The 14,755-nt window shown below is 74.2% G+C and carries 10 protein-coding genes; 6 read left to right on the forward strand and 4 right to left on the reverse strand.

Translation table 11 applies throughout. The features are described 5' to 3' along the window. Positions 1 to 43: 43 nt before the first annotated feature. Both ACFV9J_RS02215 and ACFV9J_RS02220 read right to left on the reverse strand, forming a co-directional pair. Positions 44 to 1,576: a M23 family metallopeptidase gene (locus tag ACFV9J_RS02215; RefSeq protein WP_385348472.1), complete on the reverse strand. Its 1,533-nt coding sequence runs from the start codon at positions 1,574 to 1,576 to the stop codon at positions 44 to 46. Positions 1,577 to 1,772: 196 nt separating this feature from the next. Next, the gene (locus ACFV9J_RS02220) at positions 1,773 to 2,768 is read right to left on the reverse strand and encodes an esterase/lipase family protein (protein ID WP_385348474.1); all 996 of its coding nucleotides are present in this window, start codon (positions 2,766 to 2,768) and stop codon (positions 1,773 to 1,775) included. 395 nt (positions 2,769 to 3,163) lie between these two features. Between ACFV9J_RS02220 and ACFV9J_RS02225 the strand changes: the two genes are divergently transcribed. Beyond that, positions 3,164 to 3,580: a cobalamin B12-binding domain-containing protein gene (locus tag ACFV9J_RS02225; protein ID WP_003974171.1), complete on the forward strand. Its 417-nt coding sequence runs from the start codon at positions 3,164 to 3,166 to the stop codon at positions 3,578 to 3,580. A gap of 21 nt (positions 3,581 to 3,601) precedes the next feature. Here ACFV9J_RS02225 and ACFV9J_RS02230 read toward each other — a convergent pair whose 3' ends face one another. Together ACFV9J_RS02230 and ACFV9J_RS02235 are read right to left on the reverse strand one after the other, a co-directional pair. Further along, positions 3,602 to 5,446, reverse strand: coding sequence for a DUF5691 domain-containing protein (locus tag ACFV9J_RS02230; protein ID WP_385348477.1), 1,845 nt, complete (start codon positions 5,444 to 5,446; stop codon positions 3,602 to 3,604). A 35-nt stretch (positions 5,447 to 5,481) separates the two neighbouring features. Continuing rightward, positions 5,482 to 6,531 carry a hypothetical protein gene (locus ACFV9J_RS02235; RefSeq protein WP_385348479.1) on the reverse strand — a complete coding sequence of 350 codons (1,050 nt, stop codon included), beginning with the start codon at positions 6,529 to 6,531 and terminating at the stop codon, positions 5,482 to 5,484. A gap of 182 nt (positions 6,532 to 6,713) precedes the next feature. On the opposite strand from ACFV9J_RS02235, the gene ACFV9J_RS02240 reads away from it, so the two are divergent. The 5 genes from ACFV9J_RS02240 to sucC all read left to right on the forward strand — a co-directional run bounded on the left by ACFV9J_RS02240 (position 6,714) and on the right by sucC (position 14,741). Further along, positions 6,714 to 7,835 carry an AAA family ATPase gene (locus tag ACFV9J_RS02240; protein WP_385348481.1) on the forward strand — a complete coding sequence of 374 codons (1,122 nt, stop codon included), beginning with the start codon at positions 6,714 to 6,716 and terminating at the stop codon, positions 7,833 to 7,835. Positions 7,836 to 7,937: 102 nt separating this feature from the next. Beyond that, a complete protein-coding gene (locus tag ACFV9J_RS02245) occupies positions 7,938 to 10,391 on the forward strand; it encodes a DUF5682 family protein (RefSeq protein ID WP_385348484.1) in 2,454 nt (817 codons plus the stop codon). A 92-nt stretch (positions 10,392 to 10,483) separates the two neighbouring features. Then, a complete protein-coding gene (locus tag ACFV9J_RS02250) occupies positions 10,484 to 11,680 on the forward strand; it encodes a VWA domain-containing protein (RefSeq protein ID WP_385348487.1) in 1,197 nt (398 codons plus the stop codon). Positions 11,681 to 11,850: 170 nt separating this feature from the next. Next, positions 11,851 to 12,819, forward strand: coding sequence for a hypothetical protein (locus tag ACFV9J_RS02255; protein ID WP_385348489.1), 969 nt, complete (start codon positions 11,851 to 11,853; stop codon positions 12,817 to 12,819). 737 nt (positions 12,820 to 13,556) lie between these two features. Beyond that, positions 13,557 to 14,741 carry an ADP-forming succinate--CoA ligase subunit beta gene (sucC, locus tag ACFV9J_RS02260; RefSeq protein WP_087807670.1) on the forward strand — a complete coding sequence of 395 codons (1,185 nt, stop codon included), beginning with the start codon at positions 13,557 to 13,559 and terminating at the stop codon, positions 14,739 to 14,741. Positions 14,742 to 14,755 lie beyond the last annotated feature (14 nt).

Consider the following 14,755-nt stretch of genomic DNA (forward strand, 5'->3'; position numbering starts at 1 on the left):
GACCGTGACGGCCGACCCGCCGGTCCGCTGAGACGTTACGGCGTCACGTCGGGCTGATGCCGTGGCTGCGCAGCCAGGGAAGCGGGTCGATCGACGAACCGCCCGCGGGGCGCACCTCGAAGTGCAGGTGCGGACCGGTCGAGTTGCCCGAGTTGCCGGAGAAGGCGATCGCGTCGCCCGCCTTCACGGTCGTACCGGAGGGGACCTGGTAGCTGGAGAGGTGGCAGTACCACGTCTCCGTGCCGTCCTTCGCGGTCACGATCATCATGTTGCCGTAGGCGCTGTTGTACTGCGTCCGCACGGTGCCGTCGGTCGCCGCCATCACCTTCGTCCCGTACGACACGGGGAAGTCGATGCCGGTGTGGACGGACATCCAGTTGATGCCGGCCTGACCGTAGTACGCGCTGAGGCCGTGCTGCGCCACCGGGAGCGCGAACTTGGGGCGCAGCCGTTCCTTGCGGGCCGCTTCCTGCGCCGCGCGCTTCTTCTCGGCGTCCTGCTGGGCCTTGAGGTCGATGCGCTCCTGCGTCCGGCTGGCCCGGTCGGCGAAGTCGTCGGCCCCGGCGGCCAGGCTGGTGAGCTGGGTGTCCAGCTTGTTGTTGGCGGCGGACGGTTTCACCGGCGCGGCCTCGGCGTTGCCCGGGTCCGGCGCGGACGCCGCGGTCTCCGTGCCCTCGTCGCCGGTCAGGCTGCCGACGGAGGCGGCCGCGATACCGGCGACGCTCATCACGCAGGCCGACGGCACGGCGATGGTCAGCAGTGCGGAGCGCTTGGCGGGCTGACGGCGACGGGAGCGCGCCCCGGCGCGGGAGCCGGTGCGCGAGCCGGCGCGGGCGGCCGGGATCCGCGCGGCCGGCGTGACCTCTTCCTGGTCGTCCAGCAGGGCGGTCACGGCGGGGAGTTCGCCGGTGGCGGCCAACTCGACGTCGTACGCGCCGGGTTCGGTGCTGTGGTCGACGGGCGCGGCGCCGTCCGGTACGGGGTGCTCGGCCGGGCCGGCCGGGTCCTCGACCACTTCGGTGGCCGCGGGGCCCGTGTTCCACTGCGTGGCGTCGTAGGCGCCGGTGTCGAAGGTCTGCGTGCCCCAAGCCCACTGCTGGGTCGCGTCGGCCGGAGCGCCGGACTGGTCCGGGTGGCTCCAGGCGCCGGTGTCCCACTGGCCGGTGGCCTCGGTGCCCGTACCGTGCGGCGGTACGGCTTCGTGCTGCTGGTAACCGGCCGTCCACGTCGTCGTGTCGTAGGCGCCGGTGTCGAAGGCGGCGTGGTGCTGGGCCGCGTACGCGTCGTAGTGCGGGGACTGCTCGCCGCCGGTGGACCACTGGGCGGTGCCGTACGAACCCGTCGTCTCGGGGGTCCCCGCGTAGTGGCCGGGCATGCTGCCGAAGAGGGGGTCCGCGTCGAAGGCCGAGCTGTCGGCAGCGCCGGGGGAGAAACCGGTGGAGGCGTAGCCGCCGCCGTACGTGGTGAGGTCGCCGTACTGGGCTTCCCCCGTGCCGTACGACGCGTAGTGCGCCGATGCGGCGTCGGAAGCCGAAGCCGGGGCGGTCCTTGTCCCCGACGGGTGACGGTCGTTCACCAACTTCTCTTTCGCCTCGACAACAGGGGCTGCCAGAGCAGTGCGGCGACTGTACCCGGCGGTATACGGGCACGACAATCTTCGTCAGGTTTCGCGAGCGAAGGAAACGGGCAATCGGCCGTGTTTTGGGGGACGGCGGGCACGAGTTTGGCTTTGTGTTCGAGAATTGTTCGAGTCCGAACGGGTTGCTTCGTTCTCAGGCGACGGTCAGCCCGCCGGAGCGTTTGCCCGGTTCCACGTCCGTTTGCCCGGCTGTCTCCGGTCCGGCGGTGTCGAGTGCCTGCCGGATCCCGGTGGCCACGGCGGGGTGCACGGGCAGGGCGAGGTGGCCGATGCCGCTCACCCGTACGTTCTGCACGCTCAGGTCGGGGTGGTCGAGGCAGGCCGTCTCCAGCGGGTCCATCACGCGGTCCAGATCGCTCCAGAAGCTGACGAACCGGGTGCGGCAGCCGGGTGCCGGGCGGGTCAGCTCCTCGATCACGGCCGATCCGGGGCGCATCTGGCGCACGATCGGGTGCGCGTTCGCCAGCGGGACCACCTTGGTGCCGGTGTGCGGGGTGCCGAGCGTCACCAGCGTGCGCACGCGGAGGTCTCCGCCGAGGCGCTGCACGTAGTAGCGCGCGATCAGCCCGCCCAGGCTGTGCCCGACGACGTCGACCCGCTCGCTGCCCGTCCGCTCGCAGATCTCCTCGATGTGCCGTCCGAGCAGCTCGGCCGCGGTGCGGATGTCGCAGGTCAGGGGGGAGTAGTTCAGCGACTCGATCTCGTGCCTGCCGTGCTGGGCCAGGCTGCGGCGCAGCAGCAGGAAGACCGAGCGGTTGTCGATGAAGCCGTGCAGCAGGACGACCGGGGGGCTGGCCGGGGCCGGGAGCCTCGGGGGCGGAGGCGACGGCTGGGGGTCCTGGGCGCCCGTCGGGCGCAGGGCCTGGGCCGGGTGGCGCTCCTGGACGATCCCCGAGGGGTAGAGGAGGAGGTGACCGGCGAGGATCGCGGCCTCCAGGGCGCTGGCCTTGAGCAGGGTCAGGGAGAGGCCGGTCAGCCGGCCCGGGAGACTTGCCAGCTCCGGCAGTCCTGGGACCGCGGGGAGCCCTGGAAGGCTGGGGAGCCCTTGCAGACCGGGAAGTCCCGGGAGCCCGGGCAGGAGACGCTGGAAGAGCGGGAGAAGGGGCAGTGCTGCCGTGGTGACCTTCATGGGCCGACCTCCTGTCGGCACGCGCAGGGACGCCTCTGTCCCCCGTGTGCCCTCGTGGAGCGCCGTGACACCAGTGACTGGTGCTGTTTGCGAGGTTTATGCCTACCCGTGATACGGCATGCCGTATCAGAGACCGGTGGGTCTGATGAAGTCCGAGTGGCTCACGGCTCCCCGTGCGCGTGTCGCCGCCGCGCCCTGGGTTGGCGCCCGGCGAACGTGTCCCACCGTGTGATTTCCCCCTCTGTATCCACCGCGAAACTGCCGGTTGCGGGATGCTGGCGATAACGTTCGTTCACTTCCCCCGGACGCTGTGGTGCGGGGATCCGCGCCGCGAGGACGTGAAGTGTGCGGTACTTGTCGGTACGGATGGATGTAGTCGCTTCATGGAGGCAGTGATGGGTGTGGCAGCCGGTCCGATCCGCGTGGTGGTGGCCAAGCCGGGGCTCGACGGCCACGATCGCGGGGCCAAGGTGATCGCGCGGGCCCTGCGTGACGCCGGTATGGAGGTGATCTACACCGGGCTCCACCAGACGCCCGAGCAGATCGTCGACACCGCGATCCAGGAGGACGCCGACGCGATCGGTTTGTCCATCCTCTCCGGTGCGCACAACACGCTCTTCGCCGCCGTGATCGAGCTGCTCCGGGAGCGGGACGCCGCGGACATCCTGGTCTTCGGCGGCGGGATCATCCCCGAGGCGGACATCGCCCCGCTGAAGGAGAAGGGCGTCGCGGAGATCTTCACGCCCGGTGCCACCACGGCGTCCATCGTGGACTGGGTCCGGGCGAACGTGCGGGAGCCCGCGGGAGCGTAGCCCTCGGTTGCCGGGCGGGGCTCACGACCCCGCCCCGAGTTCCCCGGCCATCGCCGCGCGCAGGCGCAACGTGGTGACGAGCCGCTGGAACGCCTCCGCCCAGTACCCGCCGGCCCCCGGCGACGCGTCCTCCGGCTCGTCCGGTATCGCCAGCAGGCCGTCGAGCCGGCCCGCCTCCGAGGGGTCGAGGCAGCGTTCGGCCAGGCCCATGACGCCGCTGAAGCTCCACGGGTAGCTCCCGGCGTCCCGGGCGATGTTGAGCGCGTCGACCACCGCCCGGCCGAGCGGCGTGGCCCACGGCACGCCGCACATGCCGAGCAGCTGGAACGCCTCGGACAGCCCGTGCGTCGCGATGAACCCGGCGACCCACTCGGCGCGCTCACCGGCGCTCAGCGTGCCGAGCAGTTTGGCCCGCTCGGCCAGGGAGACCGCGCCCGGACCGCCTGCCTCCGGTGCCGTGGGCGCGCCGAGCAGCGCCCTCGCCCACACGCCGTCGCGCTGTCGTACGGCCGCGCGGCACCAGGCCGCGTGCAGTTCGTTCCGCCATCCGTCGGACACCGGCAGGGCGACGATCTCCTCGGCCGTGCGTCCCGCCAGCCGGGCCGGCCAGGTGGCCAGCGGGGCCGCCTCCACCAACTGGCCGAACCACCACGACCGTTCCCCCCGCCCGGCCGGCGGCTTGGCCACCACGCCGTCCCGCTCCATGCCCGCGTCGCACTCGTGCGGCGCCTCGACGGCGATCGCCGGCGGGGTGAGGGTGCGGTCGGGGGACACGCACGTCGCGGCCCGCGCCGCCATCCGCGCGGCCAGCGCCGAGTGCGGCAGCGCCGACAGCAACTCCGCCGCCGTGGCCCGTACGTTGCGGCTGCGGTCGGCCAGCGCCTGTTCCAGGAACGGCTCGTCCGCCGCCGCCAGCCCCGTCCGCAGCGAGTCGAGGAACATCAGCCGGTCCTCGGCCCGCTCGGTCGCCCAAGTCGACGCCAGCAGCTCGCGGGCGCCGGCCGGGTCGCGGGCGCGCAGGGACGCCAGGAGGGCGACCCGTTCGGCGAACAGGCCCTCGTCCCAGAGCCCGCGCACCCGCTCCGTCGCCTCGGCCCCCGGGAGTGCGGTCCCTCCGCCGGGCGTCGCGCGCAGGGCGAACCGCCAGTCCGGATTCAGCCGGGCCAGCCACAGGGCTCGGGGCCCCGCGAACCTCAGTGCCGCGGGCCGCAGGTCCGTCCGGCCCCGGGCCGCGTCCAGCAGCGCCGGAAGCGCCTGGGGCGGTGCCGCGAAACCGCGGGCGTTCGCCGTCGCCAGCCACTGGGGCAGCAGCTCCATCAGATCGGGCGCGCTGCCTCTGCGGCCACTGCCCGCCGCGCCGGGCCGGTCGGCGAGCAGCGCCGTGAGCCGACGGGCGGCGGGGGCCGGCAACGGCGGGCGGGGGTCCTTGGGCGCGGGCTCGGGGCGCCGGGCCGCGCGGGCCGCTCGCAGTCCGGCGCGGCGGCGGACGGTCTCGGCGGCCGCCGCGTCCAGCAACGCGGCCGCGGTACCAGGCCCGCGCTCGCCACCCGGTGGCGGACGCCGGTCCGTACCGAGCAGCGCCGAGGTGACCAGTCCCTCCCACACATCGGGACCGGGACCGGGACCGGGACCGGTAACGGTACCGATTTCGGGATCGGGTCCGGTGGTCGCGGTTGCCCGGGAGGTGGCGCCGGGTTCGGCATCGATCTGGGGGCCGGTGTCCGACTCGGGTGCCGTTGCGTGCGTGGGCGCGGTGGCCGGCGGGGAGAACCCGGGCTCGGCGGTCGGCCCCGGCACGGTGGTCGGCCCCGGCACGGTGACCGGCGCCGGTGCGGACGGGTCCGTGGGGGCGGGCGTCCTGGTCATGTCGTTCGCCTCCGATTCGAAACGCTCGCGACGGGTCAGCACAGCGGCACCGCGGGACCCGGCCCGGCCGGCCAGGCCGTCAGCGGCGTCAAGCCCCGGTGGCCGCACTCGCCGAAGACCGTGACGGGCGCACCGCCCGCCAACGCGACGAGCCGCCACAGCCCCGGTTGGTTCCGGCCGGCACCGGCGAGCGGCAGCGCCGTGTCACCGTCGGCGTCCGCCAGTTGCCAGCCGTCGCCGTCCGGTACGGGGACCACCCGCTCCAGGGTCACCGGCACCGAGTCCAGCCACGGATCCTCGCGGAGGGCCGCGCCGTACCGGACGGCCGCCTGCGACGTCGACACCCCGGGCGGGCGAGTCCGCGCGGGTTCGGGCGGTGCGAACCGGCGGCCGAGGGCCGCCCGTTGCTGCCCCGCACCCGGATAGGCGGAGATCTCGGCGTCCAGTGCCGTCCCCACCGGCAGCGTCAGCTCGGGCGCCCGGCCCGCGGCGCCGTAGGAGAGGAGTAGCGCCGTGCGGTCCGACTCCGCGCCGTACAGCCAGACGCGACGGGTCGTCAGCCGGGCGTCCGCGGTGTCGTACTGGGCGAGGACCAGCCAGTGGTCCCGCACCGGAGGGCCGTCCGCGGACGTGGGCAGACCCATGCGTGAACGGACCGTCGCCGCCAGGCCGGCCGGCAGTCGCTCGCGTCCCAGCCAGCCCCGGTCGAGCAGGTGGAGCAGAGCGCACTCCTCGAGCAGCCGCACCGGCCAGCCCGGACCCGACGACGGTATGGCGCCCAAATCCCGCACGCGCGAGGCCAGCCCCGGCGCCTGCGCGTCGACCATGCGGGCCGCCGTCTCCTCCCACAGCCCGTACCCCGCCTGTTCGGCGCCGGCCAGGCCGGTGCGCAGGAGGTCCGCGAGCCGCTGCTCCAGCTCCGTCGCGCCCGCGGTGACCCGCTCGGCCCGCTCGGCCCGCCGCTCCGCCCGGCGCCGCGCCGCCCCGGGATCGGATGTGGCCGCGGGGGCGGACGGACCCGCGGTCCCCTCCTCCGCGCACCCGCGCCCGCCCTCCCCGCCCGGCCCTCGCACTGCTGTCCCCACACCGCCCCCTCGTCACAAGTCCCCACCCCGGCGCACCCCGTGCCGAGCCATGCCATCGAAGGTAGATCCCCCCACTGACAATGGCCTGTGCGAGATCATTTCCGCAGGTCAGAGCGATTGTCAGTGGCGTGGTGCACCGTGGAGTGCAGATCGGACCGGCCTAGCTGGAGGGGGAATCGGCCATGCCTGCATTCGTCGAACGGACGCCCGGGGCCGAAGTGCCGCGACAGGTGTTGCGGCCGCACGCGGAGCACGCGTTCGCGGCCGAGCTGGCCTCGCTGGCCGGGCAGGACGACCGTCCGCGACCGGCCCGCTGGAAGCTGTCGCCGTGGGCCGTCGCCACCTACCTGCTCGGCGGCACCCTGCCCGACGGCACGGTGATCACCCCGAAGTACGTGGGCCCGCGCCGCGTCGTCGAGGTCGCCGTCACCACGCTCGCCACCGACCGCGCCCTGCTCCTGCTCGGCGTGCCCGGCACCGCGAAGACCTGGGTGTCCGAGCACCTCGCCGCGGCCGTCAGCGGCGACTCGACCCTGCTGGTGCAGGGCACGGCCGGTACCCCGGAGGAAGCGATCCGCTACGGCTGGAACTACGCGCGGCTCCTCGCCCACGGCCCCAGCCGGGACGCCCTCGTGCCCAGTCCGGTCATGCGGGCGATGACGGAGGGCGCGACCGTCCGGGTCGAGGAGCTGACCCGTATCCCGGCCGACGTGCAGGACTCCCTGATCACGCTCCTGTCGGAGAAGACCCTGCCGATACCGGAGCTCGGCGAGGAGGTGCAGGCGGTGCGCGGCTTCAACCTGATCGCCACCGCCAACGACCGCGACCGCGGGGTCAACGACCTGTCCAGCGCCCTGCGCCGCCGCTTCAACACCGTCGTACTGCCGCTGCCGGAGAGCGCCGAGGCCGAGGTCGACATCGTCACGCGCCGCGTCGACCAGATCGGCCGCTCCCTCGACCTGCCGTCGGCGCCCGACGGCACCGACGAGATCCGACGCGTGGTCACCGTCTTCCGCGAGCTGCGCGACGGGCTGACGAGCGACGGCCGTACGAAGGTCAAGTCGCCCAGCGGCACGCTGTCCACGGCCGAGGCCATCTCCGTCGTCACCGGAGGTCTTGCGCTGTCCGCCCACTTCGGCGACGGGGTACTGCGGCCCGGCGACCTCGCCGCCGGCGTCCTCGGCGCGGTCGTCCGCGACCCGGGCACCGACCGCGTCGTCTGGCAGGAGTACCTCGAGACGGTCGTGCGCGAGCGCGAGGGCTGGCAGGACTTCTACCGGGCCTGCCGGGAGGTGACCGCGTGAACGGCAGGGGGAAGCGGACGCGAGGCCGGGCGGATGCCGCGGTGACCGGCACCACGGGTGACGACGGGGACTCGAGCTGGACCCGCAGGCGAGGGGGACGGTGTGAAGGGTACTGACCGGGCCGGGGGCGGCGGGCCGGGTGGGCAGGGCGGCGCCGGTGAGCCCGGCGGCCGGCCGCTGCTGCTCGGGGTACGCCACCACGGGCCGGGGTCGGCCCGGGCGGTGCGGGCCGCGCTGGAGGCGACCCGGCCGGGGGTGGTGCTGATCGAGGGGCCGCCGGAGGCCGACGCCCTGATCCCGCTGGCCGCCGACGAGGACATGCGGCCGCCGGTCGCGCTCCTCGCCCACGCCGTGGACGAGCCGGGCCGCTCGGCGTTCTGGCCGCTGGCCGAGTTCTCCCCGGAGTGGGTGGCCGTCCGCTGGGCCCTGGAGCACGACGTCCCGGCCCGCTTCATCGACCTCCCGGCCACGCACACGCTGGCGTGGCGGGCGGCGGACGGCCACGCGGACGTCGATGCGGACGATCACGCGGACGACCAGGATCAGGACCAGGCCGGCCGGCCAGGTACCGCACCCGCCGAAGTCCGGGGCGATCCGCTCGCCGCCCTCGCCGCGGCCGCCGGGCACGACGACCCCGAGCGCTGGTGGGAGGACGTGATCGAGCACCGGGGCCGGAGAGCGGGGGACGCGCTCGCAGCGTTCACGGCGCTGGAGGAGGCCATGACGGCGCTGCGCGAGACGGAGGAGGACGGCGGGACGGAGGGCGGGGAGGATCGCGAGGGGGGTGGCGGTGACGTACGGGACCTCGTGCGGGAGGCCCACATGCGGCTCCAGGTCCGGGCGGCGCGACGGGAGTTCGCCGAGGGCGTGGCCGTGGTCTGCGGGGCGTGGCACGTGCCCGCGCTGCGCCGCAAGGCCACCGTCGCCGCCGACCGGGCCCTGCTGAAGGGGCTGCCCAGGACCAAGGTGGACATGACCTGGGTGCCCTGGACCCATCGGAGACTGTCCCGGGCGGGTGGGTACGGGGCGGGGATCGAGTCCCCCGGCTGGTACGGGCACCTGTTCGCCGCGGTCGACCGGCCCGTCGAGCGCTGGCTGACCAAGGTGGCCGGTCTGCTGCGGGCGGAGGACAGGATCGTCTCCCCGGCCCACGTCATCGAGGCGACGCGGCTGGCCGACACGCTCGCGGTGATCCGCGGACGCCCGCTGCCCGGGCTGACCGAGGCGACGGACGCGGTGCGGGCGGTGATGTGCGACGGCTCGGACGTGCCACTGGCGCTGGTGCACCACCGCCTGGTGGTCGGCGACGTGCTGGGGGAGGTGCCGGCGGGGGCGCCCGCGGTGCCGTTGCAGCGGGACCTCACCCGGGCCCAGCGGCGGCTGCGGCTGCGGCCCGAAGCGCCGGAGCGGGAGCTGGAGCTGGACCTGCGCAAGGAGACCGACGCCGGGCGCAGCAGACTGCTGCACCGGCTGCGGCTGCTCGGTGTCGGCTGGGGCGAGCCGGCCGCGTCGCGCAGCACGGGCACGTTCCGGGAGACCTGGCGGCTGCGGTGGGAGCCGGAGCTGTCGGTGCGGGTGGCCGAGGCCGGGGTGTGGGGCACGACCGTGCTGTCCGCCGCGACCGCCAGGGCCCGGGCGGACGCCGTCACCGCACGGGACCTCGCCGAGGTCACCGCGCTCGCCGAACGCTGCCTGCTGGCCGAACTGCCGGACGCGCTCGCGCCGGTGATGCGGATACTCGCCGACCGGGCCGCGCTCGACACGGACGTCGGCCACCTCGCCCAGGCCCTGCCCGCCCTCGTCCGCTCGTTGCGCTACGGCGACGTGCGCGGCACGGACACCGGCGCCCTGGCGGAGGTCGCCGCGGGGCTCGCCGAGCGCGTCTTCGTCGGCCTGCCCGCGGCCTGCGCCGCACTGGACGCCGACGCGGCCGAGGAGATGCGCCGGCACGTGGACGCCGTGCACACGGCCGTGGGCCTGCTCGGTGACGCCCCCGCGCCGGGCCGCGGCGACCTGCGCTCCCGCTGGCGAGCCGTGCTGCACACTCTTTCCGCGCGGGACACGGTCCCCGGCGTCGTCCGCGGGCGCGCCGTACGGCTCCTGCTGGACGACGGCGAGCTGGCACCGGACGAGGCGGCGCGGCTCATGGGCCTGGTGCTGTCACCGGGGACGCCACCGGCGGACGCGGCGGCCTGGATCGAGGGCTTCGTCGGCGGCGGCCCGGGCGGCGGCATACTCCTCCTGCACGACGAGCGGCTGCTGGCCCTGGTCGACGACTGGCTGACCGGCGTGCCCGCGGACGCGTTCACGGACGTACTGCCCCTGCTGCGCCGTACCTTCTCCGCCTACGAGCCGGGAGTGCGCCGCGGCCTCGGCGAGCTGGTCAGACGCGGACCGGAGGCGCGGGGGAGGGTGACGACGGCCGGTTCCGGCGTACCGGGCTTCGCGGCGGGCCTCGACCCCGAGCGGGCCGACGCGGTGCTGCCGGTGGTCCGGCTGCTGCTGGGCCGGCACCCGGCGCCGGACGACAACGACCTGGTGGGGGCGGACACATGACCGGACACGAGACGGGAGACAGCACGGGAGACAAGACGGGAGACAAGACGGGAGACAGGACCGGAGACGTGACCGGCCGCACGACCGGGCCCATGACGGGGCCCACGACCGGACGCGGGGCGGTGAGCGAGCCGGTGGACGCCGAGGCGGCGCGGGAGCGGCTGCGGCGCTGGCGCCTCGTACTCGGCGGTGACCCGGCCGACGGCACCGGCCACGTGCTCTCCGGACGGGACGCCGGCATGGACGGGGCACTCACCGCGCTGTACGGAAGAGGGGGCGCCCCACGGGCGGGCCGGGACCGCGCGGCGGGGCTCGGTGCCTCCGCACCGGCGGTGGCGCGCTGGCTGGGGGACATCCGGACCTACTTCCCGTCCCCCGTGGTCCAGGTGATGCAGCGGGACGCGATCGACCGGCTCGGGCTCGCCACGCTCCTGCTGGAGCCGGAGATGCTCGAGGCCGTGGAGGCCGACGTACACCTCGTCGGCACCCTGCTGTCCCTGAACGAGGCGATGCCGGACACGACGAAGGAGACGGCACGGGCCGTCGTGCGCAAGGTCGTCGAGGACCTGGAGAGGCGCCTCGTCACCCGCACCCGCGCCACCCTGTCCGGCGCCCTGGACCGCAGCGCCCGCACCGCCCGCCCCCGCCCGCACGACATCGACTGGAACCGCACGATCGGGGCCAACCTCAAGCACTACCTGCCGGAGCACCGCACGGTCGTGCCGGAGCGGCTCGTCGGTTACGGGCGGGCGTCCCGTTCGGTCAAGAAGGAGATCGTCCTGTGCGTCGACCAGTCCGGGTCGATGGCGGCTTCCCTCGTGTACGCCGCCGTGTTCGGCGCGGTGCTGGCGTCCATGCGCACGATCGACACCCGGCTCGTCGTCTTCGACACGGCGGTCGCCGACCTCACCGACCAGCTCGACGACCCGGTCGACGTGCTCTTCGGCACGCGACTCGGCGGCGGTACGGACATCAACCGCGCGCTGGCGTACTGCGAGTCGCGGATCACCCGGCCCGCGGACACGGTGGTCGTGCTGATCAGCGACCTCTACGAGGGCGGCATACGCGCGGAGATGCTCAAGCGGGTCGCGGCGATGCAGGCCGCGGGGGTGCGGTTCGTGACGCTGCTGGCCCTGTCCGACGAGGGCACGCCCGCGTACGACCGGGAACACGCGGCGGCCCTCGCGGCGCTCGGCGCACCGGCCTTCGCCTGCACGCCCGATCACTTCCCGGAGGTGATGGCGGCGGCGATCGAGGGGCGGCCCCTGCCGATACCGGATGCCGGGTGACGATTTGTCGATCCGGGGTGACCCGATTCCTGCGTACAAAACGGATATGACGGACCGTCGAGGAGGTTGGGCTTGCGCGAGCTCCGGATCCCCGTGCGAGTATCGCGCGGCGTGTCGATGCGTTGTTCGACGCGCGGTCCGTTCCGCCGCACGGGAGGAAGCTCCCCCTCTTGATCTGGTCAGCAGTCCTGCCCGGAGCCGCTCTGCGCGTCCTGCGCACGGCGGCCGGGCGGCGTGTGCTGCAGGTGGCGCTGCTGGCGGGCGGGCTGTTCCTCCTCGGCCTGCTCTGCGGAGGGCGGGCACAGGCGGCCGACGGAGCGACGGGAACTTCCAAGGACACGGTCGGCCGAGTGCTCGACGTCCCCGCGCGAGCGGAGGGACGCCCCGACGCGGTGCTTGCGGACCTGCACCCCGACTCCGAGAAAGTCGTCCGGGCCGTGCGGGACCGGGTGGCGCGACCGGTCGGTGCCGCGGTGGAGACGGTGACCGAGGGGGTCGAGGGCGCCGAAGCGACCCTGCGGACTGAGGTGCCGCCGTTGCGGGCGCTCCCCGACCTGACGGACCTGTCCGACCTGACAGACCCGTCGGACCCGTCGGACCTGTCAGCCCCGAGCGACGTCGTGCCGGCTCTCACCGATGTCCCGGACCTGACAGAACTGACCGGTCTGACCGGCCTGACCGACACCGACCCGGCCGATGGCTCCGGTCGTTCGTCGGCGTCGGCCGTGCCGGAGCCGCGGGCCGAGCCCGCCCCGCCGATGGCGGACTCCTCCGGCGGCGAGACCCCGTCCGAGACCACCGACTCCCGAGTCGTCGAGGGAGCCGGAAGTCAGGTACGCGTCGTCGGCTACGGCCCGGAGCCCGGCGCCGGAGGGGCGCCCGACGCGCACGCGCGCACGCACCCGGCCGGGACCGCGCACACCGAGTACGCCCCCGCCCGCCCCGCGCCCACCGGCGACCCCGACGGCGCGCTCGGTACCGCGTCCGGCGCCGACCAGGGAACGTCGCGGCATGGCGACACCCGCGCGGTCACCCCGCTGCACCGGATCACGTTCCGGCTGGTGCCCGGCGCCCCGGAGCGGACCGACGCGGCTGGGGTCCGGGAGCCGTTCCGGGACATTCCCATCTCGCCCGCCTAGAGCGGCCACTTCCTTCGTCGCGCATCCGCCGCGCCCCCGCCGAACCGTCGCGGCCCCGGCGGACGCACGAGTCGCCTGCGGTCGCCCACCCCGTCGCATCCGCCCCACCGGGCGACGGGCCCCGCTCGCCGTCCTGACGCCCCGACCGACCCGGACCCCGCGAGCCGAACGCGCCGGTCCGGTTCCCACGGGACGGCTCCCGCCGGACGGCGCCGAGGCGGGCCGCTCCGTGTCGGGCGCCCGGCACCGGCACCTCGTGGCCCCGTTGCGCGGCGGGTACGGACTCCGCGGGGCGGCAGGCCCCGGACGGCCGAAAGCCGTCGGCCTCCGTCCGGCCGAAACCCCGCGGTCCGGTCCGGCTGGTCCCCATTGGGGTGGGGATCAGCCGGGCCGCACCCCGGCGGACCGCATCCGTGCGGCCCGCCGGGAGCCCATGGGCCTCACCGGGTCAACCCCAGCCCGGTGAGGCCCTTCACCGGTGTGCGGAACGCCCGTATCCGCCTCACGCACGGCACCGCGTGCCAGTGAGCGCGGCATCATGTGACAGGCATCACCGCTCAGGTGTGACCCACGATTTAGAGACCCCCGGGAAGCGGCGATAACCTGCGAGACGGACATGCCGCGCGCTCGGACACCGTGTGCGCCCCCCTTGTGACTCACAGCGGACGTCACGTTGCCCTTCGCGGCACGCCCACGCATCCAACGAACCGCGAGATCACTGATAGGGACGGAAGCGCGTGGACCTGTTCGAGTACCAGGCGAGGGACCTCTTCGCCAAGCACGATGTACCGGTGCTGGCCGGTGAAGTCATCGACACGCCTGAGGCGGCGCGCGAGATCACCGAGCGTCTGGGCGGCAAGTCCGTCGTCAAGGCCCAGGTGAAGGTCGGTGGCCGCGGCAAGGCCGGTGGCGTGAAGCTGGCCGCCTCGGCGGACGAGGCCGTCGCCCGCGCGACGGACATCCTCGGGATGGACATCAAGGGCCACACGGTCCACAAGGTGATGATCGCCGAGACGGCCCCCGAGATCGTCGAGGAGTACTACGTCTCCTTCCTCCTCGACCGTGCCAACCGCACCTTCCTCTCCATCGCCTCCGTCGAGGGCGGCATGGAGATCGAGGAGGTGGCGGCCACCCGTCCGGAGGCCGTCGCCAAGACCCCGATCGACGCGATCGACGGCGTGACGCCCGAGAAGGCGCGCGAGATCGTCGAGGCCGCGAAGTTCCCGGCCGAGGTCGCCGACCAGGTCGCCGACATCCTGGTCAAGCTGTGGGACACCTTCATCAAGGAGGACGCCCTCCTGGTCGAGGTCAACCCGCTGGCCAAGGTCGTCTCCGGGGACGTCATCGCCCTGGACGGCAAGGTGTCGCTGGACGACAACGCCGAGTTCCGGCACCCCGACTTCGAGGCCCTCCACGACAAGGCCGCGGCCAACCCGCTCGAGGCCGCCGCCAAGGAGAAGAACCTCAACTACGTCAAGCTCGACGGCGAGGTCGGCATCATCGGCAACGGCGCGGGTCTCGTCATGAGCACCCTGGACGTCGTCGCCTACGCCGGTGAGGCGCACGGCAACGTCAAGCCCGCCAACTTCCTGGACATCGGTGGCGGCGCCTCCGCCCAGGTCATGGCGAACGGCCTGGAGATCATCCTCGGCGACCCGGACGTCCGCTCCGTGTTCGTCAACGTCTTCGGCGGCATCACCGCCTGCGACGAGGTCGCCAACGGCATCGTCCAGGCGCTGAAGCTCCTGGAGGACCGCGGCGAGAAGGTCGAGAAGCCGCTCGTCGTCCGTCTCGACGGCAACAACGCCGAGCTGGGCCGCAAGATCCTCACCGACGCCAACCACCCGCTGGTCCAGCGCGTCGACACCATGGACGGCGCGGCCGACAAGGCCGCCGAGCTGGCTCACGCCGCCGCCAAGTAAGCACTCAGGACGAG

The organism is Streptomyces sp. NPDC059906 (assembly GCF_042730645.1).
Lineage (GTDB): Bacteria > Actinomycetota > Actinomycetes > Streptomycetales > Streptomycetaceae > Streptomyces > Streptomyces rubrogriseus.

Excerpts from the sequence above, each read along its gene's own strand:
- ACFV9J_RS02220 (WP_385348474.1), bottom strand. The coding sequence starts at position 2,768 with ATGAAGGTCACCACGGCAGCACTGCCCCTTCTCCCGCTCTTCCAGCGT.
- ACFV9J_RS02225 (WP_003974171.1), top strand. The coding sequence starts at position 3,164 with ATGGGTGTGGCAGCCGGTCCGATCCGCGTGGTGGTGGCCAAGCCGGGG.
- ACFV9J_RS02230 (WP_385348477.1), bottom strand. The coding sequence starts at position 5,446 with ATGACCAGGACGCCCGCCCCCACGGACCCGTCCGCACCGGCGCCGGTC.
- ACFV9J_RS02240 (WP_385348481.1), top strand. The coding sequence starts at position 6,714 with ATGCCTGCATTCGTCGAACGGACGCCCGGGGCCGAAGTGCCGCGACAG.
- ACFV9J_RS02250 (WP_385348487.1), top strand. The coding sequence starts at position 10,484 with ATGACGGGGCCCACGACCGGACGCGGGGCGGTGAGCGAGCCGGTGGAC.